Source organism: Hephaestia caeni (assembly GCF_003550065.1).
Classification (GTDB): Bacteria; Pseudomonadota; Alphaproteobacteria; order Sphingomonadales; family Sphingomonadaceae; genus Sphingomonas; species Sphingomonas caeni_A.
The window spans coordinates 126183-146270 of the sequence record NZ_QXDC01000005.1 but is presented as its reverse complement, the minus strand read 5'-3'; the positions used below and the strand labels follow the sequence as shown (position 1 = coordinate 146270).

The 20088-nt window shown below is 67.3% G+C and carries 15 protein-coding genes and 1 tRNA gene; 5 read left to right on the top strand and 11 right to left on the bottom strand.

The features are described from left to right. Positions 1-14: 14 nt before the first annotated feature. Together DFR49_RS19740 and DFR49_RS19735 are read left to right on the top strand one after the other, a co-directional pair. Positions 15-99, top strand: a tRNA-Leu gene (locus DFR49_RS19740). A gap of 166 nt (positions 100-265) precedes the next feature. Then, a complete protein-coding gene (locus tag DFR49_RS19735) occupies positions 266-1801 on the top strand; it encodes an alpha-L-arabinofuranosidase (protein WP_119037438.1) in 1536 nt (511 codons plus the stop codon). 20 nt (positions 1802-1821) lie between these two features. On the opposite strand, the gene DFR49_RS19730 is transcribed toward DFR49_RS19735, so the two are convergent. From DFR49_RS19730 to DFR49_RS19705, 6 genes are read right to left on the bottom strand one after another with little or no spacing between them, the layout of a single operon-like run. Then, entirely contained in the window at positions 1822-2703 is an 882-nt protein-coding gene (locus DFR49_RS19730; protein ID WP_119037437.1) for an RDD family protein, read from the bottom strand. Then, on the bottom strand, positions 2700-3707 hold the full coding sequence (locus DFR49_RS19725; protein ID WP_119037436.1) for a stage II sporulation protein M: 1008 nt from the start codon (positions 3705-3707) through the stop codon (positions 2700-2702). The genes DFR49_RS19730 and DFR49_RS19725 overlap by 4 nt, the downstream gene beginning before the upstream one ends. After that, the gene (locus tag DFR49_RS19720) at positions 3704-5020 is read right to left on the bottom strand and encodes a DUF58 domain-containing protein (protein ID WP_119037435.1); all 1317 of its coding nucleotides are present in this window, start codon (positions 5018-5020) and stop codon (positions 3704-3706) included. The genes DFR49_RS19725 and DFR49_RS19720 overlap by 4 nt, the downstream gene beginning before the upstream one ends. Continuing rightward, complete coding sequence (locus tag DFR49_RS19715) at positions 5017-5973, bottom strand: AAA family ATPase (RefSeq protein ID WP_119037434.1); 957 nt, start codon at positions 5971-5973, stop codon at positions 5017-5019. The genes DFR49_RS19720 and DFR49_RS19715 overlap by 4 nt, the downstream gene beginning before the upstream one ends. Next, complete coding sequence (locus DFR49_RS19710; protein WP_119037533.1) at positions 5963-7252, bottom strand: hypothetical protein; 1290 nt, start codon at positions 7250-7252, stop codon at positions 5963-5965. The genes DFR49_RS19715 and DFR49_RS19710 overlap by 11 nt, the downstream gene beginning before the upstream one ends. Continuing rightward, positions 7249-7968, bottom strand: a complete 720-nt coding sequence (locus DFR49_RS19705) for a DUF4129 domain-containing protein (protein ID WP_119037433.1) — start codon at positions 7966-7968, stop codon at positions 7249-7251. The genes DFR49_RS19710 and DFR49_RS19705 overlap by 4 nt, the downstream gene beginning before the upstream one ends. A 135-nt stretch (positions 7969-8103) precedes the next feature. Here DFR49_RS19705 and DFR49_RS19700 point away from each other — a divergent pair, with 135 nt between their 5' ends. After that, on the top strand, positions 8104-8892 hold the full coding sequence (locus tag DFR49_RS19700) for a hypothetical protein (RefSeq protein WP_119037432.1): 789 nt from the start codon (positions 8104-8106) through the stop codon (positions 8890-8892). Between the two features lie 200 nt (positions 8893-9092). Here the strand turns inward: DFR49_RS19700 and fucP are convergent, their stop codons facing one another. Then, entirely contained in the window at positions 9093-10448 is a 1356-nt protein-coding gene (gene fucP / locus DFR49_RS19695; RefSeq protein ID WP_119037431.1) for an L-fucose:H+ symporter permease, read from the bottom strand. A 183-nt stretch (positions 10449-10631) separates the two neighbouring features. Between fucP and manD the strand changes: the two genes are divergently transcribed. Next, positions 10632-11873 (top strand): D-mannonate dehydratase ManD, encoded by a 1242-nt coding sequence (gene manD / locus DFR49_RS19690; RefSeq protein WP_119037430.1) that lies wholly within the window; start codon positions 10632-10634, stop codon positions 11871-11873. A gap of 336 nt (positions 11874-12209) precedes the next feature. Here the strand turns inward: manD and DFR49_RS19685 are convergent, their stop codons facing one another. From DFR49_RS19685 to DFR49_RS19675, 3 genes are all read right to left on the bottom strand, one after another. Further along, a complete protein-coding gene (locus DFR49_RS19685; protein WP_119037429.1) occupies positions 12210-12572 on the bottom strand; it encodes an L-rhamnose mutarotase in 363 nt (120 codons plus the stop codon). A gap of 80 nt (positions 12573-12652) precedes the next feature. Further along, a complete protein-coding gene (locus tag DFR49_RS19680; RefSeq protein WP_119037532.1) occupies positions 12653-13672 on the bottom strand; it encodes an aldo/keto reductase in 1020 nt (339 codons plus the stop codon). A gap of 155 nt (positions 13673-13827) precedes the next feature. Further along, the gene (locus tag DFR49_RS19675; RefSeq protein WP_119037428.1) at positions 13828-16680 is read right to left on the bottom strand and encodes a TonB-dependent receptor; all 2853 of its coding nucleotides are present in this window, start codon (positions 16678-16680) and stop codon (positions 13828-13830) included. A gap of 173 nt (positions 16681-16853) precedes the next feature. Here DFR49_RS19675 and DFR49_RS19670 point away from each other — a divergent pair, with 173 nt between their 5' ends. Beyond that, the gene (locus tag DFR49_RS19670; protein ID WP_119037427.1) at positions 16854-18449 is read left to right on the top strand and encodes a tryptophan halogenase family protein; all 1596 of its coding nucleotides are present in this window, start codon (positions 16854-16856) and stop codon (positions 18447-18449) included. Positions 18450-18757: 308 nt separating this feature from the next. On the opposite strand, the gene DFR49_RS19665 is transcribed toward DFR49_RS19670, so the two are convergent. After that, positions 18758-20059 carry an L-fuconate dehydratase gene (locus DFR49_RS19665; protein ID WP_119037426.1) on the bottom strand — a complete coding sequence of 434 codons (1302 nt, stop codon included), beginning with the start codon at positions 20057-20059 and terminating at the stop codon, positions 18758-18760. Positions 20060-20088 lie beyond the last annotated feature (29 nt).

Here is a 20088-nt window from a genome sequence, read left to right as displayed (position 1 = left end):
GCGAGCGGCGCGCTGCCCCTGTGGCGAAATTGGTAGACGCGCTCGACTCAAAATCGAGTGCCGCAAGGCATGCTGGTTCGAGTCCGGCCAGGGGCACCATCATCGGCAATCGACGAGAAAGCCGGGCGTCGGCGTTCGGGGGCGAGGGTACTGGCCTCACCTGAACCTCCCCCGTTGCGTCGTCCGCACGCATCCGCGACAACACCCGTCGATCGCCGGCCGCCGCTCATGATGCGCACCGGGATAGCGGATGGGAGATGGAGCGATGGCCGAGTTGAACACGAGTCGCCGGGATTTGCTGCGCGCGGCCGTGCCGATCGGGGCGGCGCTCGCCGTCGGGATGCCCGCGGGGGCGGGCGCCGCGCCGGTCCCGGCCGCTGCCGCCGCTGCCGGATCGATGGATATCCTGCCCGATCCCGGCTTCGCGCTGTCGCCCTATCTCTATATGCAGTTCATGGAGCCGCTCGGCACCACCGACGGTTCGGTGGAGGCGTCGTGGGATCATTTCACGCAGCGCTGGCGCCCCGATCTGGTCGCCGCCACGCGCGCGCTGGCGCCGCCGATGCTGCGCTGGGGCGGGCTGCTGAGCGCTTATTACCGGTGGCGTGAAGGCGTCGGCCCCCGATCCGCGCGCACGCCGATGCACAATCTGATGTGGGGTGGGGTCGAGACCAGCCAGATCGGCACCGACGAATTTCTCGATTTTTGCGGCCTCATCGGTGCCGAGCCGCTGATGTGCGTCAATTTCGCCAGCGAGGGCGATCCCAAATGGGCGATCAATGCGCTCGGCGAGCACCGCGCGGGCGATGCGCAGGAAGCCGCCGACTGGGTGCGCTATTGCAATGCTGCCACGCATCCCGAACGCGCCGCCAACGGCCACGCCGCCGCGCGGCCGATCCGTTACTGGCAGATCGGCAACGAAACCTCGTACGACAAGGCGCGCTTCAAGAAGCCCGAGGCGATCGCGCAGACGATCGCGTTCGCGCGGGCCATGCGCGGCGTCGACCCGACGATCAAGTTGATCGCCTGGGGCGACAGCGGCTGGGCGCAGGACATGATCGGCGCGGCCGGCGAGCTGATCGACATGCTCGCGTTCCATCATCTGTTCGATCCCGGCCCGGCGTGCGGCGACGAGGCGTACAAGCACGATCCCGCCGCCGCCTGGGAAACGCTGATGGCGAGCGTCGGCACGCAGGAAGCGAAGATCAGGGAGATCCGCCAACAGACCGGATCCACGCCGCTGGCGCTGACCGAGAGCCATTTCACGATCCGGGGCCGCAACCGCGGCGACCTCAATTCGACCTGGGCGGTGGGGGTCGCCTATGCGCGCTTCCAGAACCTCTATCAGCGCCACGGCGACGTGCTCCGCATCGCCAATATCGGCGATTTCTGCGGCAATCGCTGGCAGACCAACGTCGTGATGATGCCCACCCCCAAGGGCGATTCGTATCTGATGCCCGCGGGCAAGGTCGCGGCGCTGTATCGCCACCATAGCGGCGCGCACGCGCTCGCGCTCGCGAGCGTCCCGGGCGACCTCGACGCGGTGGCGAGCCGGACGGGGAACACCGTCTACGTCCATGCCGTCAACACGCGGCTCGATCGCGCCGTCCGGGTGGTGCCGACGATCGCGGGCAAGGCGCCGCGCGCCGTCCGGGCGATCAGGCTGTCGGCGAGCGATCCGTTCGCCGAAATCCAGTCGGCGCGCGAAGACCCGATGGTGCGCGAGGAAGCGACCTATGCGCCGGGTGACGCGGTGCCGTTCCCGGCCGCGTCGGTGACGGTGCTCGAACTCGACGTGTGAGCGGGCCGGCCGGACGACGCCTACGCCGCCTGGAATTTGTCCGCGCGGCGGCGGCCGAGCAGCATGTCGCGTTCGAGGCGGGCGCACAGCGCGGCATAATAATCGAACAGGAAATCGTAATCGTCGCCGTGATCGGGGAGCCCGGCCTTGTGGCGGATCGACGTCGCGACGGTGCGGATCGCGCCGGTTTCGCCCCGGCGCAGCACGTCCTCGAGCGTCTGCAATTCGTAGATTCCGTACAGATCGAGCGCGTCGTCGCTGAACGTCCAGCGCTCGCGATTGATCTGCGCGGCGACGAGATCGCGCCCGAGCGTGCTGCGCACGATATGCACCACCCAGGTGCCCGCGAGCAGATCGCCGACGCGCAGCCGATCGCGGTTGAACAGCGGGAAGAACAGGAAGATGCCGCTCCACAGCAGCGCGCAGACCGTCAGCGCGGTATCGGCGGCGTTCTCCGATCCGCGGAACGCGAGAAACGAGAGCGGGAGGAATATTTCGATCTCGCGCATCGCGTTGCGCACGATCACCGCGCCGCCGGTCAGCCGAGCACCGTCGCGCGCGACGACGCGCAGGCCCATCAGCCGCTTGCCCGGCGTTGCGCCGCGCCCGCCCATCTCGAACAGCGTGAACCAGCCATTGCGCAATACGAAGAAGCCGAGCAGCCACAGGATCGCGACCGCCGAGGCGCCGCTTTCCTCGATATTGCCGAAGATCAGCCAGAGCAGCAGCGTGCCCCCGATCAGGATCGCGAGGATCAGCAGCAGATCGACGAGAAACGCGCCCGCGCGCTCGCCCGCGCCGCCGAGATCGAGCTGGAGGTCGACGCCCTCGGGGGTCACGAAGCTGCGGCGCAGCGATTTGGGCGCGCGACGCTCCGTCGTCTTCTTGCGGCGCCAGATCATGCCCGCCGCCTCGGCGTGTAGAAATAGACCAGCCAGCCGGCGAGCATCCCGAACGCGATCAGATAGCGCTGCCAGTCGACCAGGATCGTCTGGCGGCCTATCCCTTCGAGCAGCCCGGCGACGAGCAGCATCAGGATCACCCCCGCCATCGCCACACCCGCGCTGCGCCCCGCCGAAACCGCCGAATCGATCCGCGACAGGCGGCCCGGAAAGGCCACCGCCATGCCGATGCGGAATCCGGCGGCACCCGCGAGCATAATCGCGAACAATTCGGTCGTGCCGTGGATCAGCAGCCAGCCGCCGAATTCTCCGCCGAGCCCCTTGGGCACGAACACCGCGAAAAACGCCCCGAGCATCAGCCCGTTGTAGACCAGCAGCAACGCGGTCGGCACCGCGAACGCGAAGCCCAGCGCGAAAGCGAACAGGGCGACCTGCGAATTGTGGGTGAACAAGGCGGTGGCGAGCGTCGCCAGCGGGCCGTCGCCGCCGCCGTCATAGAGTGTCGCACGCAGCGACGCGGCCGACGCGGCGGGATCGCGCCCGGCGGCGAGGCCATCGGGGATGATGTCGTAGAACCAGCCCGCATCATGCCGCACGAGCAGATAGCCCAGGATGGTGCCGAACACGGTCAGCATCAGCGCCGCCAGCGTCTCGCGTGCCAGCCCTGCGATCGCATCGGGCCAGCCTTGCGCGACAAAGGCGCGGAGCTGGCGCCAGCCCGAGGTCTGGACGCCGTAGATCTGGAAATAGGCGCGCGTGCACAATTGTTCGAGATAGCGCACCAGCGCGCGATCGAGCGAGGTCTCGCGCGCGACCGACAGCGACGACAGCGCGCCGCGATAGAGCACCGGCAGCGCCAGCAGATCGTCATCGTCGAGCGCGCGCACCGATTTCTTTTCGATCGTGCCGACGATGCGCTCGAGCCGTGCCCAATCGGCCTCGTTCGCGAGGCGGAAACGCGTCGCGTTGACGAGGATCGGCTCGGCGCCCAGCGACGCGCTCACAACAGGTTCCTCCGCTTTAGATCGAGATACGCGGCGATCAGCCGCTCGCCGACGCGATCATATTCGCTCTCGACGACATGCGCGCCCATGTGCCGCAGCCGCGTCAGCACCAGCAGGCGTTCGCGCAGTAGCGCGGCGGCGGTGACCGCGCGAGTGACGTCGTCGACATCCTCAGGCACACGCTCGGCGAGCGCGTCGAGATCGTCGTCGCGCAGCACGACGACGAGCAGCAGGTGCGTGCGCATCAGCCGCGCCGCCGACTGGACGAGGAATTCGGCCGAGGTGGGATCGGTGAATTCGGTGAGCAGCACGATCATCGATCGCCGCGCGAGCCGGCTCGCCAGCGTCGCCAGTGCGAAGGTGTAATTGGGTTCCTCGCCGCTGTAATCGATCCGCGCGGCGAGCCGCTGCAACTCGCCGAACGCGCCCGGGCCGGCGACGAAGCCGCTCGCGAGCCGGGGCCGCGAATCGAACGCGAACAGCGATGCCCGGTCGCCGAGCTTGAGCGCGACCCAGGCGTTTTGCAGCACCGCCGATACCGCGCGATCGAGCCGGGGCAGCCCCGCGATCGGATCGGTCATCTGGCGCCCGGCATCGATCGCGAACACGATCTGGTTGTTGCGTTCGGTGCGAAATTCCTTGGCGCGGAGCTTCAGGTGCCGCGCCGATTGCTTCCAGTCGATCGCGCGGCGGTCCATGCCGGCGCGGAATTCGACCAACGCGTCGAAATCGCTGCCGTCGCCGCGGTTCATCTGCGCGAGTAATCCTTGCAGCGCGTGGCGGCGGAAAATTTCCGAGCCGCGACGCTGGACGGCATCGATATCGGGCAGGATCGCGACATGGGCGTCGATGGCGACGATCCGCTGCTTCCACACCAGCCGGAGCGGTCCACGCCAGCGCACCCACAGCCGCGTGAAGCGCGCGGTGCCGCGGCGCTTTGTGGCCAGCGCAATCGGGGCGGTGCCGTGCCCCTGATCGAGTGCGATCCACGCCTCGCCATCGGCGGTGGCATCGACGAGTGGATCGGGGGGCAGTGCCACTTCGGCCGTGGCGGGCGCGTGCGCGGCATCGATCGTGACATGCGCCAGCGCGACGATCGGCGCGCCCACCGATGCCGTCGCAGGCAGATCGAGCGTCGCACCTGCCGCGCCCGGCCGCGCGCGCGCCACGGCGTCGACGAGCGCGAGCACGATCACCGCGGCGCTCCAGGCAAGCCCCGCATACCATTGGACTGGAAAGAGAATCGCCACCGCGAGCGCGATCGGCGCGCCCGCCGCCGCCGCGATGATCGCCGTTCGTGTCGGATAGATCAACGCGGCGCCTCGATCGTGTCGATGATCGTCGCGACCACCTCCTCGACCTGCCGGCCGTCGATCTCGGCGGCGGGCGATAGGATCAGCCGATGGCGCAGCAACGCTGGCGCGAGCGCCTTGACGTCGTCGGGGATGACGAAATCGCGGCCGTCGATCGCCGCCCGCGCGCGCGCCGCGCCCGCCAGCAATGCGCCGGCACGCGGGCTGGCGCCGCTTTCGAGATCGGCGACGCTGCGCGTGCCGCGGATCAGATCGGCGATATAATCGACGACCTCGTCGACCAGCCGCACGCCTGAGACCGCCGCCACCGCCCCGCCGATCGCCTCGGCATCGGCGGCGCGGGTGACGCCCCAGAATCCGGGGGACATCTGGTCGCTGGCGTTGCCGTGCGCGGCGATGATCCGGCGTTCCTCCTCGGCCGAAGGATAATCGACGATCTGCTTGAACAGGAAGCGATCGAGCTGCGCCTCGGGCAGCGGATAGACGCCCTGCTGCTCGATCGGGTTCTGCGTTGCGATGACGGTGAAGCGTGGCCCCAGCGGCAGCGTGTCGCCGTCGATCGTCACCGTGCGCTCCTGCATCGCCTCGAGCAGCGCGGCCTGCGTCTTGGGCGGGGTGCGGTTGATCTCGTCGGCGAGCAGCATGTCGGTGAAGATCGGCCCGCGCGTCAGCGAGAAGGTCGAGGTCTGGAAGTTGAACAGGTTCGCGCCGATGATGTCGCCGGGCATCAGATCGGGCGTGAACTGGATGCGCCCGAACCGGAGCCCCACCGCCTCGGCGAAACTGTGCGCGAGCAGGGTCTTGGCGGTGCCCGGCGGGCCTTCGAGCAGGATGTGCCCGCCCGAGAACAGCGCGACCAGCATCAGATCGACGGTCGCGTCCTGCCCGATCACGGCCTTCGCCACCTCGCCGCGGATCGCCGCTGCCAGCGTTCGGATGTCGTCAATCGTCACCCAGTCTCTCCCGTTGCCATTGGTGAAGCGCCCGCGCGGCGGCGAGCATCGTTGCATTATCCTCCGCGCCCTCGGCGGCGCTCGCGAGGTCTGAGAAGCGCGTCTCGCCGCCGAGATCGTCGAGATAGGCGTCGATCGCGGGGCCTTTGAGCCGGGGTGACAGCCCGAATCCGCGCACCGCCTGTTCGCGGATCACCGCAGCATAGCGCCCGCCCAGCCGCCGCGCGCGGCCTGCCTTGCGGACCAGCGCCGCGCTGTTATCCACCAGCGCGCGCGTGCCGAAGGCGATCGCCCGGTCGCGCGGGCGCGGCGCCCCGAACCGTCCGCGCGCGCGCCAGCCGAGCAGCAGCGCGGCCGCGGCCAGCGCGAGCGTCATCGCGAGGAAGGGCGGGTCGAACGCGAGCGTGAGCGGGCTGCGACTGCCGCCGAGGCCGTTCAACGTCACGTCGAAGCCGATCGAGGTCGCGTCCTCGCCGTTGATCCAGTCGAGCAGGGCCAGCGCCGAGGCGGCGTTGCGCGCCTCCTTCATCCCGGCATTGTCGAGCAGATCGGGATCGGCGAGGATGTAGAGATTGCCGAGCCGCCCGAGCACGGTGCCGCCCTGGCCGTCGGTGATGAGCGGGATGAAGGGTGGGGGCGCCGCGCCCTCCTCGCCGTCGTCGCCCTCCTCGCTATCCGCATCCGCGTCGACACCCTCGGCGCGCTTGTAATCGACGATCACCTGCGTCTCGCGCGGCGCCGTGAAGGCGATCGCGTCGGGAACGCCCGGTGCGTTGACGAGCGGCTGTCCGCCCTTGCCGCGTCGCCGCATCGAGAAATTTTCGGCCGGCGCCAGCACGCCTTCAGGCTCGTTGATGGGGAGCAGGCCCTTGATCCGCACCCAGCCCGAATGGCGCTCATCCTCCACGGTCTGCCACTTGGGCAGGATCATCAGCGTGGTCTTGTAGAGCCGCGTCTGGGTGAGCCCGCCCACGGGGACGGCCGCGCGCTCGGGGGTCGCGATGACGAGATCGGCGTCGCTCCAGTCGCTGTCGCGGCGGATGATGTGCGGGTTGCGCCCGGTCGCCGAGGCGAGCCGCACGATCCCGGCAAAGCCCACCGCCGATCGCGACAGCGCATGTTCGCCGCCATTGTCGGCCTGGCGCAGATCGGGGGTATAGGCGCCGAGCACGAGCGCGCCGACGAAGCCGATCACCCCGACGATCAGCATCAGCGTCACCGTGCGCGGCGCGAAGATCGCGTCGTCGGTGTCGTGCCGCCCGATGGCGAGATCACTCATCCGCGCCACGCCTTGGGCAGCGCGAAGGTGGCATAAGCCTCGCGCGCCGCCGACCAATCGACGGCATCGACGGCACGGCCGCCGAACAGGCTGCGCTCGACTAGCGCCGCGATCCGCCCGAACAGGTCGCGCGCGGACGCCGGAATGGCATCGGCGGCGGAAAGGTCGCGGCTGGTCGATGCGGGGCGGACGAGCCGCGGCCGGCGCCGTTCGATATCCTCGACACTGCGCAGCAGGAGATGATGGATCGCCTGCGCATAGTCGCCGCGCGCGGCGAACGCGTCGGCCTCGTCGAGCCACCGGCGCGCGGGCGCCGCATCGGGCGCCCAGTCGTCGGCATCCTCGGCAGGGGCGGCGGGTGGCGCGCGCCGCCACAGCGGCAGCCGCCACGCGCCCGTCCGCAACCGCTGGACGGCCATCCAGACGAACGCGGCCAAGGCAGCGGCGATCAGCGTCCACAGCAGGATACGCGCATAAGGCGCGGCGGGCATCAAGCTGGAGATCCAGGCGATCAGCCGGCCGATCGGGCGCAGCACGGTTTCGAACCAATGGCCCAGCGTGCTCAGCCAGGCGGGAGCCTCGGGCGGCGGGGTCACGCTCTGGAGATCGAACTGAACCGACGAATCGCCCCGCAGCGCCCGGTGCGCGGCAACGAAGCGCGGATCACCGGCCGTCGCCTGTTGCAGACCGAAAAATGCCGCAATCACCCCGTTCATTCCCCCGCGCGACCCTCGCCGCTGCGTGCGATCCTAATCGAACGGCGCCGTCGCGCAACCGCCCGTAATGCGCCATCCCTCTGGACAAGCATCGAAATCCCCGTAGCATGGGCTGAAACAAGGGGGAGAGGGGCAATGGCAACCCAGACAGCCGACATCGTCGAGACGGTGTCGATCGGCCGTATTCTCAGCCGCACGGGCGCGGTGCTCGCGGCGAATCCGGTCACCATGTTCGGAATCGCGTTCGTGTTCGGGGCGATCCCGGCGGTGCTCATCAGTTGGTTTCAAGTGTCGCTGCGCACGAGCATCCTCGATCGCTATCAGCAGATGGGGGTAATCGCGGTCGCGATCGTCGCCGGGATCGTCTCGATGATATTCTATGCGCTCGTCCAGGGCGCGCTCGTCCGCGCGACGATCGCGCATACCGAAGGGCAGCGCGCGAGCTTCGGCGAAAGTGCTGCGGCAGGGCTTGCCGTCGCGCTGCCGCTGATCGGGCTGAGCATCCTCGCGGCGCTCGGTATCTGGCTCGGGCTCATCCTGCTGATCGTTCCCGGGATCATGCTGTTCTGCATGTGGGCGGTCGTCGCGCCGGCGCTGGTCGAGGAACGCACCGGGGTGTTCGGCGCCTTCGGCCGCAGCCGCGAACTCACCAAGGGCGCGCGGTGGAAGGTGTTCGGGCTCGAACTGATCCTCCTCGTCGCGATGTGGATCGTGACGGCCGTGTTCGGCCTCCTGATCCTCGGTACCGTCAACGCCGAGGCGATGGCGCAGAATGCCGTGTCGGTCGGCTGGATCGTGGGATCCGCCGTGCTCAACACGCTCATCTATACCGTGTGGGGCACCGTCCAGACCTCGCTCTATGTCGAGCTGCGCAACTGGAAGGAAGGCCCGTCGGGCAAGGCGCTGGAAGACATCTTCGCCTAGATTCGGATTCAGCTACGCTGAATCGGCTGCGGCCCCGGCCCGCTCCCCCACCCCACCTCCCAACGGCAGTATACTGAATGGGAGGTGGGGTGGGGTGTAACCCCACAAAGTACTTTGTGGGGACCCCGTGGGGGAGTGGGCCGGGGCCGCTTCCACGCCAGTGGATCAAACTCTAAGACGGGCCGCCGCCTGCCGTCTCCTCAGGGGAGCGGCGGGACGGCGGCGTGCCGCCGCCGTTCGGCGCGGTGCGTGCGCCGGGCGTAGAACGCGATCACGGCGAAGCACAGGCCGGGCAGCAGCATCGTGGGCTGGATGACGTCGCCGATCGCCTGCGAGGCGAGCCCCATCAGCGGCGGAAACAGCGCGCCGCCGATGATCGCCATGATGATCAGCGGCGCCCCCAGCATCGCGCGATCGCCCAGATCCTTCACCCCCAGCGAGAAGATCGTCGGGAACATGATCGACATGAAGAAGCTCGTCAGCGTCAGCGCCCCCACCGCGACGATGCCGGGCGCGAACGCGGCGATCGCGATCAGCACGATATCGATCGTGGCGAAGACGAGCAGCAGCCGCGTCGCCGATATGCGCTGCATCAGCGCGGTGCCGATGAAGCGCCCCGCCATGAACAGCACCAGGCTGAGCGAAAGCAGGAAGGCAGCGGTCCGCTCAGGCGTCGCGGGGCTCAGTTCCTTCACGAAATCGATGAAGAAGCTCCACACCCCCACCTGCGCGCCGACATAGAAGAATTGCGCGATCACCGCACCGGCGAGCGCGGGCTCGCGCAGCACCGATCGCAGGCCAGACAGCGTCCCCGCGGACGCGCGGTCATGGCTGATCCGCGGCAGCCGGACGAGCGCGATCGCGATGCCGATGCAGATCACGATTCCGGCGAGCGTCAGATAGGGCATCTGCACCATCTGCGCTTCGGAGACGCGATAGGCGGTCAGCTCGGCGGGGGACATCGCAGCCAGCTCGGCGGCGCTGTGCTCGACGCCGGAGAAGATGAACATTCCTCCGATGATCGGCGCCACGAACCCGCCGAAGCCGTTGAACGATTGCGCGAGGTTGAGCCGCTGCGACGCTCGCGCCGGATCACCGAACGCGACGATATAGGGGTTGGCGGCGGTTTCGAGGAACGCCGCGCCCGACGCGATCACGAACAATGCCGCCAGGAACACCCCGTAGGCGCGGATCTCGGCCGCCGGATAGAACAGCACCGCCCCCAGCGCGTAGAGCCCCAGCCCACACAATATCCCCGCGCGATAGCCGAAGCGCCGCATCAGCATCCCCGCCGGCAGCGCCATCAGGAAATAGCCGAGATAGAAGACGAACTGGATCAATCCGGCCTCAGCGCGGTTGAGATCGAGTGCCTTCTGAAAATGGCGGATCAATATGTCGTTGAAATTGTTCGCTATCGCCCAGAGGAAGAACAGGCTGGTGACGAGCGCGAAGCCCAGCTTGAACCCCGGCGTGATGAAGCGGCCGGTGCCGGCTTGTCCGGCATCGGCGTCGGTATCGGCAGTGGCGTCGCCGATCGGCGCAGCGGTGATTCCCATGCGTCCCCTCCTTGGCGCCGCTCTCGTTTCATATCTGATACGGCGTTACGTATATGACGGCGTGCCGCGGCGATGTCGAGGCGCCTTGTCGTCGTCGTTTATTTGGTAGCGTTAACGCGATATGACACACGGCGATAGTGGCCGCGAACGTCGCGGCGGGCGAAACGGGAGAGGGCGCGGGAGATGAACGCAACCATAAGCGGTAACAACGAAAAGCTCACGATCCGCGACGCGCGGGTGGTCGTCACCTGCCCGGGGCGCAATTTCGTCACGCTGGTGATCGAGACCAATCAGGGCATCACCGGCATCGGCGACGCGACTCTCAACGGCCGCGAGCTGGCGGTCGCGAGCTATCTCAACGATCACGTCATCCCCAATCTGATCGGCCGCGACGCGCACCGGATCGAGGATATGTGGCAGTTCCTCTATCGCGGCGCCTATTGGCGGCGCGGGCCGGTGACGATGACCGCGATCGCGGCGGTCGATACTGCTTTGTGGGATATCAAGGCCAAGGCCGCGGGGTTGCCGCTCTATCAATTGCTTGGCGGGCGCTCGCGTGAGGGCGTGCTGGTTTACGGCCATGCCAATGGCGCCGATATCGAGGCGACGGTCGATCAGGTCGGCGTGTATCGCGAGATGGGCTATCGCGCGATCCGCGCACAAAGCGGCATTCCCGGGGTCAAGGGCGCGTATGGCGTCGGCAAGGGCGATCTCTATTACGAGCCCGCGGACGGCACGTTGCCGACCGAGACCCTGTGGTCGACGACCGCCTATCTCAACCACGCGCCCAAATTGTTCGATCGGCTCCGCGCGGTCTACGGCGACGAGATCGAATTGCTCCACGACGTCCACCACCGGCTGACGCCGATCGAAGCGGGGCGGCTGGGCAAGGCGCTCGAACCTTACCATTTGTTCTGGATGGAGGATTCGACCCCGGCCGAGAACCAGGAAGCATTCCGGCTGATCCGCCAGCATACGGTGACGCCGCTGGCGGTGGGCGAAATCTTCAATTCGATCTGGGATTGCCGCGAGCTGATCCAGCACCAGTTGATCGATTATATCCGCACCACCGTCGTCCATGCCGGGGGGATCACCCACCTGCGCCGGATCGCCGATCTCGCGAGCCTCTATCAGGTCCGCACCGGCAGCCACGGCGCGACCGATCTGTCGCCGGTGTGCATGGGCGCGGCGCTCCATTTCGATACCTGGGTGCCCAATTTCGGCATCCAGGAATATATGCGCCACTCGCCCGAGACCGATGCGGTGTTCCCGCACGATTACCGGTTCGACGACGGCTATCTGATCGCGGGCGAAACGCCGGGCCACGGCGTCACCATCGACGAGACGCTGGCAGCGAAATATCCGTACACTCCCAAGCAGTTGCCTGTTGCGCGGCTTGCCGACGGGACGATGTGGAACTGGTGACCGGGGCGAGGCACGGGGGCCGGATCGCGCAGACCGGCCTCAATTGCCAGTGGCTAGGGTCAGGACCCATTGATTGCGCGGTCGTGACGGAGGCGGGAAAGATGGCGCGAGAAGGCGCGAGTGCGGTCCATAGCAGCGCTATGGACCAATCGAGCAACGCCCTCGCGGCGCTTTCCCGCCCCGCCCTTCGGGTGCCGCCATGCAGGTCCGTGGCAGCGTCGACGCGTCTCGACGGGGCAAAAACCCCGCCTTCGGCGCTTGTCCTCGCCACGAACCTGCATGGCGACATCACGATCCTCGCAATCAATGGGTCCTGATCCTAGGTGCGAATCGCGATTATCGTGCCTCGTCGGGATGGTCGGCGAGGCGGAAGATGCGCGTCATCGCGGTCCATTTCTCGCCCTCGGCCGCTGCCGGAACGGGCCGCTGGAAGGCGTCCATCCGGCGTTCCCACGCGATCACCTCGGGGTTGGCCGTATCCAGCGCCGCCTTGCGCGCAAACGAGAAATCGTCGGCGGCGTCGATCACCATCACCATGCGGTTGCCCGCACGAAACAGCTCCATATTCTCGATTCCGGCCGCGCGGATCGATCGGATGATGCCGGGGGGCGTGCGGCCAACCTGGTGCCAGCGTTCGTATTCAGCGATCAGATCGGCATCGTCGACAAGATCGAGCGCCATGCAGAATCGTTGGGTCATGTGGCGGCCCGCCCCCCTGTCGATGAGTGTTGCCTGTCCGGGCTCGTATAGAATGAAACGGCGCCCGCCAGATAGGGGGCCTATTCCGCAATGCCCGGAACCGGGGCGTCGGGGCGGAGCAGCCCCGCGCGCTTCAAGTCCGCCCACAAGGCGGGCGGCAGCGGCGTCGCCATCGCCGCGATCGTCGCCGCCGCCTCGTCGGGGGACGCCATTCCCGGTATCACCGAGGCGATCTGCGGGTGGGCGAGCGGAAATTGCAGCGCCGCCGCCGCCATCGGCACGCCGTGCGCTGCACACAGCGCCTCGATCCGCGCGACGCGGGCGACGATGTCGGCGGGTGGGGGCTCGTAATCGTAATGCACCGGCGCTCCTCCGCCGACGCCCTGCGCGAGGATACCCGAATTATACGGGCCGCCGATCACCACGCCGACCGATCGGCGTTCGCACAGCGGCAGCAAGGTTTGGAGACTGTCCTGTTCGAGCAAGGTGTAGCGCCCGGCGAGCAGGATGAGATCGAGGTCGGCGTGGGCGAGCACCTGTTCGCAGATCGCGACTTCGTTGACGCCGATCCCGATCGCGCGCACCGCCCCGCCATCGCGGAGCGCGCGCATCGCCTTGTACCCGCCGTCGAGGAACGCGCAGAAATGATGGGGATGCGCGTCGCCGTGGGTCAGCCGGCCGAGATCGTGCGCATAGAGCACATCGATCCGGTCGCGGCGCAAGCGCGCGCGGCTCGCCTCATAGCCGCGCATCACCGCGTCATAGCCGTAATCGAACACGCTCTCGACCGGCTCGGGCGAGACGAAGCCCTGGCGCGGGCGCGTGAGATCGGCATCGGGCACCGGATCGAGCCTGCGGCCGACCTTGGTCGACACAATCGCCTGTTCGTCGGGATCGATCTCGGCGAGCGCCGAGCCGAGCCGCTTCTCGCTCAACCCGAAACCGTAATGCGGGGCGGTGTCGAAATAGCGGATGCCCGCATTCCACGCGGCGCGGATCGTGGCGCGCGCGGCGGCGTCGGTCAGCGAGCGATAGAGATTGCCCAGCGGCGCGGCGCCGAAGCCGATCGCGCCCAGCGTGCTCCGGTCCAGCGTCGTCATCGCGAAAGCGTCATCCGCCACGGCATCATCGGTCGCGCGCTCCTCCCGTCGGCATTCCTGCATCGTTCGATGCGCGCGGCAAGGCCATCGATCAACGTCCGCGCCCGAATCGCGGCGACACCCGACGGGCGAACCGCCCGGCGCCGCCGCCCCCCTTATGGCGTGCGCAGCCTGAGCGAGATGCCGATCCGGCGATCTTCCTGAAGGTAATCGCGCGGATGGTTGGGCGTCGCCTGATAGCTCTGCTTCATCTCGCGGGTCAGGTTGACGCCGTCGAGGCTGACCGAGAAGAACGGCGTGAAATCGTAGGAGATGCTGGCGTCGAGCTGGCCGTAGGGTCGGCGATAGATCGGCACCGCGCCGGTGCCGTTGCCGTTGACCGTATCGAGATAGTCGTTGCGCCAGTTCCACGCCGCGCGCGCGGTGAAGCCGTATTTCTCGTAGAAGCCGACGATATTGTAGCTCCACTTCGACAGCCCTTGCAGCGGCGTCTGCAACGGGCGGCCGTTGGCATCGAACGAGACCAGGCTCGGCGCCTTCGAATCGACATAGGTGAGGTTGGCCTGCGCGCCGAAACCATCGAACGGCGAGGGCAGGAAGCTGAAGAAGGTGTTGCCGCCGACCTCGAAGCCCTTGATCGTACCGGCATCGCCATTGACCTGCGCGGTCACCTGGAACGTCTGCGGCCCCTTGCCCGGCACGTCGAACGTCTGGTCGTAGACCGCGGTGCCCTCGAAATTCTTGACCTTCTTGTAGAACAGCGTGCCGTAGAGCATCGTCGTCGAACTCGGATACCATTCGAGCGCGATATCCGCCTGGTTGACCGTCAGCGGTTTCAGGTTCGGATTGCCGCCGGTGCCGGTATTGTTGACGAATTCGGGCACGCACGCCGGATCGGCGGGGTCGGCGCCGGGCGGGCAGCTCGTCGGTGTGCGGTAATTCTCGGTCAGGTTGAAGATCGCGCGCATGTCGTAGAACGGCGGGCGCGAGAGCCCGCGCGATGCAGCGAAGCGCGCCTGTAGCGTATCGGTGATGTGATAGCGCAGATTCAGGCTGGGCAGCACCTCGGTATAATCCTGGCTGCCGCTCAGCGGGGTGGTGACGTTGATATCGGTCGTCGGCGCGCCCGGATCGCGATAGGTGAGCACGTACTGGCCCACCGCGTCGTTCGAGGTCTTGATCACGCGCACGCCGATATTGCCGTCAAGCGGCAGCCCGCCCGAACGGCCGAAATCGAACCGCAACATCGTATAGGCCGTGTAGGTCTTCTCGTGCTGGGTGTTGATGTCGTTGCCGGTGTAGTCGATCAGGGTGCGCGGATAAGGCCCGGCGCCGCCCGACGGCCCGGCGGTATGGGAGAGATTGAGGAAGGTCTCGCCCCCGTTGCGCAGCGTCGGCCAGTTGAAGAAGGGTACGTTGCCCACGACGCCTGTGCCCTCACCGTAGAAGAAGTCGGCGTCGAAGGGGTTGGAGATCGCATAATTGCTGAGCGGCAGCGAATTGCCCGCCCAGGGCGCGGAGAGGAACTGCCAGTTGTACGGCGTCGAGCGGTTGATCGCCGACCGATCGGTATAGCGCACGCCCGCGGTGAAATCCTGGAGCACGCTCGAATCGTCGAAATCCCATTCGAGGTCGAGCCGCCCGGCATATTCGTGCGCGTTGCTGTCTTCGAGGTGATCCATCAGCGCGATGATGTAGTAATTCGCCGGATCGTCGACGCCCGCGGGGCCGAACTGGATCTGCGGCAGCTTGCCCGCAAGATCGATCGAAAGCGTGCCGCCGTCGCGCTGCGGGAAGGCGGTGAAGCTGCGGTTCTCCGCGGTCGCGTCTACGTACTGGAAGTCGCCGTTGATCTTCAGGTGATCGCCCGCGTGCCACTTGAACCCGGCCGAATAATCGGTGGTGATCGATCGGTTGCTGGTGAACTGACTGTTGTTCGCGGTCGCGCCGAAGCCCGAGAAGGCGCCGCTGACGAACGTCCCGTCTTCATCGAACGCGAACGGCCCGTTCGGCTGCATCGTGTTGGTCGCGCAATTGACGTCGGTGCCGCAGGTGACGAACGACGTGTAATTGGGCGTCTCGATCCGGTAATCGGTGCGGAACACCTGGCCGTACAATTCGAGATCGTCGGACGGCGCCCATTGCACCGCGCCATAGAAACCGCGCCGCTTGCGCTCGCCGAAGGTGATGCCGATCCCCGCGCCGTCGGGGACGGAGCGCGCCGTGCCTTCGGAGCCGGGAATGTCGCTGCGGTCGAAATAGGGCTCGATCGTGATGTCGTCGGAGCGGAAGGCGCCCTCGAAGGTCGAGACGTCGACGAGGATGCCGATATCGCCGATCCCGGTCTCCCACCTTTTGCTGGCGAGCAGCGAGGCGTTGAAGCGGCTGTCGTCGATCAGGTCGTAATAATTGAGCCCGACGGTGCCCGAGACGAGCAATTTGTTGTCGGTCTTGTCGAACGGCATCCGCGTGCGCAGGTTGACGAGCCCGCCGACGCCGCCTTCGATCATCATCGCCGACGGGTTCTTGTAGACGTCGACGCCCGCGAGCAGTTCCGACGGCACGTCCTCGAAGCTCAGCGCGCGCCCGCCGCTGGCGCCGAAGCTGTCGCGGCCGTTGACCTCGGTGCGGACCTGGGTGAGCCCGCGGATCGCGATGCTCGATCCCTCGCCGCGGTTGCGCGTGATCTGGATGCCCGAGATGCGCTGGAGTGCCTCGGCGACGTTCTTGTCGGGCAGCTTGCCGATGTCGATCGCGGTCACCGAATCGACGAACTGGCCCGAATTGCGCTTGATCGCCTGTGCCGAGGCGAGCGAGGCGCGCAGTCCGGTGACGACGATCGCGTCGGCGGCGTCTTCTTGCGGCAGCGCCGCGTCGGGCGGCGTCTCCTGTTCGGGCGTGGTTTGCGCCAGCGCCGGGGCGGCGAGGCCGAAGGCGAGCGCCGATGCACCGATGAGCCAGCCCGCGCGTCGCGCTGCCGCCATCTTGCTCATACGTGTGTCGATCATGGCCCTTTGCTCCCCTCCGCGCGTTCAACCGGGCGGCCTCTGGCGGGCGCGCATCGGCGGCGTGAAGATAGCGGTATCACGTCGCCTTATCATCGTCTACAAAAAAACAGAGCATATATGAAAATTGGCGCGGCCACCGGGGCGCGCTACAAGCGACGGTGGGGAGAGCGACGATGAGCGGACGGGCGATACGGAACATCGTGATCGTGGGCGGGGGCACCGCGGGCTGGATGGCGGCGGCGACGATCGGCCGCGCGCTCGCCGATCAGGACGTGAGCGTTACCGTGATCGAATCGGCGGCGATCGGCACCGTCGGCGTCGGCGAAGCGACGATCCCGCCGCTGCTCCATCTCAACCAGTTGCTCGGGATCGACGAGAACGACTTCATCCGCCGTACCAGCGCGACCTTCAAGCTCGGGCTCGATTTCGTTGGCTGGGGCAAGGCGGGGGATCGCTATTTCCACCCCTTCGGGCGCTACGGCGCCGATATCGGCGCGCTACCCTTCCATCAATATTGGCTGCGCGCGCGGGCCGCCGACCCCGCGGCCGCCGGGGCGCTCACCGATTACAGCCTGCCGAGCAAGGCGGCGCTCGCGGGCAAATTCTGCCGCCCGTCGCCCGATCCGAAGAACACGCTGTCCAACATCGCTTATGCCTATCAGTTCGATGCGGCGCGCTACGCGGTCATGCTGCGCGAGATCGCCGAGGCGGCGGGCACGGTGCGGCACGAAGGGCGCATCGTCGAGGTGCTGATGCGCGAGAACGGGTTCGTGCGCGGCGTGCGGCTCGAACGCGGTGAGGTGATCGAGGCCGATTTCTTCATCGATTGCTCGGGTTTCCGTGGGCTGCTGATCGAGGGCGCGCTCGAAACCGGGTATGAATCATGGACGCACTGGTTGCCGTGCGATCGCGCGATCGCGCTTCCGTGCGAGGCGGCGGGCGATCCGACGCCCTACACGCGCTGTTCGGCGCACCGCGCAGGCTGGCAGTGGCGCATTCCGCTCCAGCACCGGATCGGCAACGGGCACGTCTATGCGAGTGCGCACATGGGCGACGACGAGGCCGAGGCGATCCTGCGCGCCAACCTCGACGGCGCGCCGCTGGGCGAGGCCAACCGGCTGCGCTTCACGACCGGGCGGCGACGGCTGTTCTGGAACCGCAACGTGCTCGCCTTGGGGCTCGCCTCGGGGTTTATCGAGCCGCTCGAATCGACCAGCATCCATCTCGTCCAGTCGGGGCTGGCGAAGCTGCTGACGCTGTTCCCCGATCGCGATTTTCACCAGCCCGACATCGATTTCTACAATCGGCAAACCACGGTGGAACACGAACGCCTGCGCGATTTCATCATCATGCATTATCACGCCAACCAGCGCGTCGGAGAACCGTTCTGGGATGCGTGCCGGGCGATGCCGATCCCCGATACGCTCGCCGAGAAGCTGGCGATGTGGCGACGGCATGGCCGCGTGTTCCGCGTCGATGACGAATTGTTCGGCGAACCGAGCTGGGTCGCGGTGCTCGAAGGGCAGGGCTTCCCGCCCGAACGCTACGATCCGCTCGCCGATGCGCTGCCGCCGGAAAAGCTCGCCCGGCTGCCCGCGATCCGCGCCGCGATCGCGCGCGGGGTCGCCGCGATGCCCGAACACGGCGCGTATCTCGCGGGGGCCGGTACGATCGGCACGGCGCCGCCGCGCGCCGTTCCTCCCGATACGCTGGCCGGGCTGGTCACGACTCACACCGGCAGCATCGGCCCGGCGGTGGTGCGGCGGTAAGGTCGCGCGCTATCGGCGGCCCGTCACCCCAGCGCTCCATGTCTCTCGCGATCGGCACCACGGCTAGAGATAGACCCCAGCCTGCGCTGGGGTGACGATATCCTTGCCCGTCCTCTGCGCATGAACCACGCCTTCGAATACCCCCTGTTTGTTCTTTTCGTTGTCCTGCAACCTCCGATCCGTGCCATGTTGCCCGTCGTGTCCGTTGCGCGGGGGAAGGCGAAACAAGCGGGCGTAGTGTAACCTTTGTAACCTTCCGCGCGCTTGGGAAGCGCTTTCGGGGCCGTCCCGGTCGCCGGCGGGGTGCTTCAACCCGGTACGCGGTGTGCGCTCGACGACCGCGGCCAGGCGTAATCGATCAACGTCTCGGGCTTCATCTCGATCGAATAGCCGGGCGCCCGGGGCACCTGATAGGCGGCGTTTTCGACCACGCACGGTTCGACGAAATGTTCGTGGAGGTGATCGATATATTCGGCGACGCGGCCTTCCTTGGTGCCCGCGAAGCATAGATAATCGATCATCGCGAGGTGCTGGACATATTCGCACAAGCCCACGCCACCGGCGTGTGGGCACACCGGCAGATCGTATTTCGCGGCCATCAGCAGCACTGCGAGCACCTCGTTGACGCCGCCGAGCCGGCACGCGTCGAGCTGCACCACGTCGATCGCGCCTTCGGCCATGAACTGTTTGAAGAGGATGCGGTTCTGGCACATCTCGCCGGTTGCGACCTTGATCGGGGCAACGCCTTCACGAATGCGGCGGTGGCCGGCGACATCGTCGGGGCTGGTCGGTTCCTCGATGAACCAGGGCCGCGCGAAGGCGAGCGCGCGGACATGGGCGATCGCTTCGTCGACTTCCCAGATCTGGTTGGCGTCGATCAGCAGCTTGCGATCCGGCCCGATCACCTCGCGGGCAAGGCGGGCGCGGCGGATATCGTCGTCGAGCGACAGCCCGACCTTGAGCTTGATGTGATCGAACCCCTGGTCGACCGCCTCGCGGCACAGCCGGGCCAGCTTCTCGTCCGAATAGCCGAGCCAGCCTGCCGACGTGGTGTAGCAGGGATAGCCATTGGCCTCGAGATCGGCGACGCGCGCCGCCTTGCCCGCCGCGCGCTCGGTGAGCAGCGCGACCGCCCCGTCGGGGGTGATGCAATCGGTCATGTACCGGAAATCGATCTGTCGGACGATGTCCTCCGGCGACATCTCTCCGATCAGCCGCCACAAGGGCTTGCCCGCGCGCTTGGCGAGCAGATCCCACACCGCGTTGACGACCGCGCCCGCGGCGAGGTGGATGGCGCCCTTTTCGGGGCCGATCCAGCGCAACTGGCTGTCGCCCGTCACATGCCGCCAGAAACGGGCGCCGTCCTCGGCGATCCAGTCGAGGTCGAGTCCTTCGACCAACGGCGCCAGCGCCGCGATCGCGGCGCAGCAGATGTCGTTGCCGCGCCCGATCGTGAAGGTCAGCCCGTGGCCCGTGAGGTCCGGCTGATCGGTCTCGAGGATGCAATAGGCCGCCGAATAATCGGGATCGGGGTTCATCGCGTCCGATCCATCGAGCTGCATCGAGGTCGGGAAACGAATGTCGAGGACGCGGAGCCGGGTGATCTTCATCGCGTCCACCTTTTGTCAATGGATTACAT

Bases quoted from the DNA above. Each gene is read 5' to 3' on its own strand.
- DFR49_RS19680 (WP_119037532.1), bottom strand. From the start codon at position 13,672: ATGACGACGCTGGACCGGAGCACGCTGGGCGCGATCGGCTTCGGCGCC.
- DFR49_RS19685 (WP_119037429.1), bottom strand. From the start codon at position 12,572: ATGACCCAACGATTCTGCATGGCGCTCGATCTTGTCGACGATGCCGAT.
- DFR49_RS19665 (WP_119037426.1), bottom strand. From the start codon at position 20,059: ATGAAGATCACCCGGCTCCGCGTCCTCGACATTCGTTTCCCGACCTCG.
- DFR49_RS19730 (WP_119037437.1), bottom strand. From the start codon at position 2,703: ATGATCTGGCGCCGCAAGAAGACGACGGAGCGTCGCGCGCCCAAATCG.
- DFR49_RS19710 (WP_119037533.1), bottom strand. From the start codon at position 7,252: ATGAGTGATCTCGCCATCGGGCGGCACGACACCGACGACGCGATCTTC.
- fucP (WP_119037431.1), bottom strand. From the start codon at position 10,448: ATGGGAATCACCGCTGCGCCGATCGGCGACGCCACTGCCGATACCGAC.
- DFR49_RS19675 (WP_119037428.1), bottom strand. From the start codon at position 16,680: ATGATCGACACACGTATGAGCAAGATGGCGGCAGCGCGACGCGCGGGC.
- DFR49_RS19705 (WP_119037433.1), bottom strand. From the start codon at position 7,968: ATGAACGGGGTGATTGCGGCATTTTTCGGTCTGCAACAGGCGACGGCC.
- manD (WP_119037430.1), top strand. From the start codon at position 10,632: ATGAACGCAACCATAAGCGGTAACAACGAAAAGCTCACGATCCGCGAC.
- DFR49_RS19735 (WP_119037438.1), top strand. From the start codon at position 266: ATGGCCGAGTTGAACACGAGTCGCCGGGATTTGCTGCGCGCGGCCGTG.
- DFR49_RS19700 (WP_119037432.1), top strand. From the start codon at position 8,104: ATGGCAACCCAGACAGCCGACATCGTCGAGACGGTGTCGATCGGCCGT.
- DFR49_RS19670 (WP_119037427.1), top strand. From the start codon at position 16,854: ATGAGCGGACGGGCGATACGGAACATCGTGATCGTGGGCGGGGGCACC.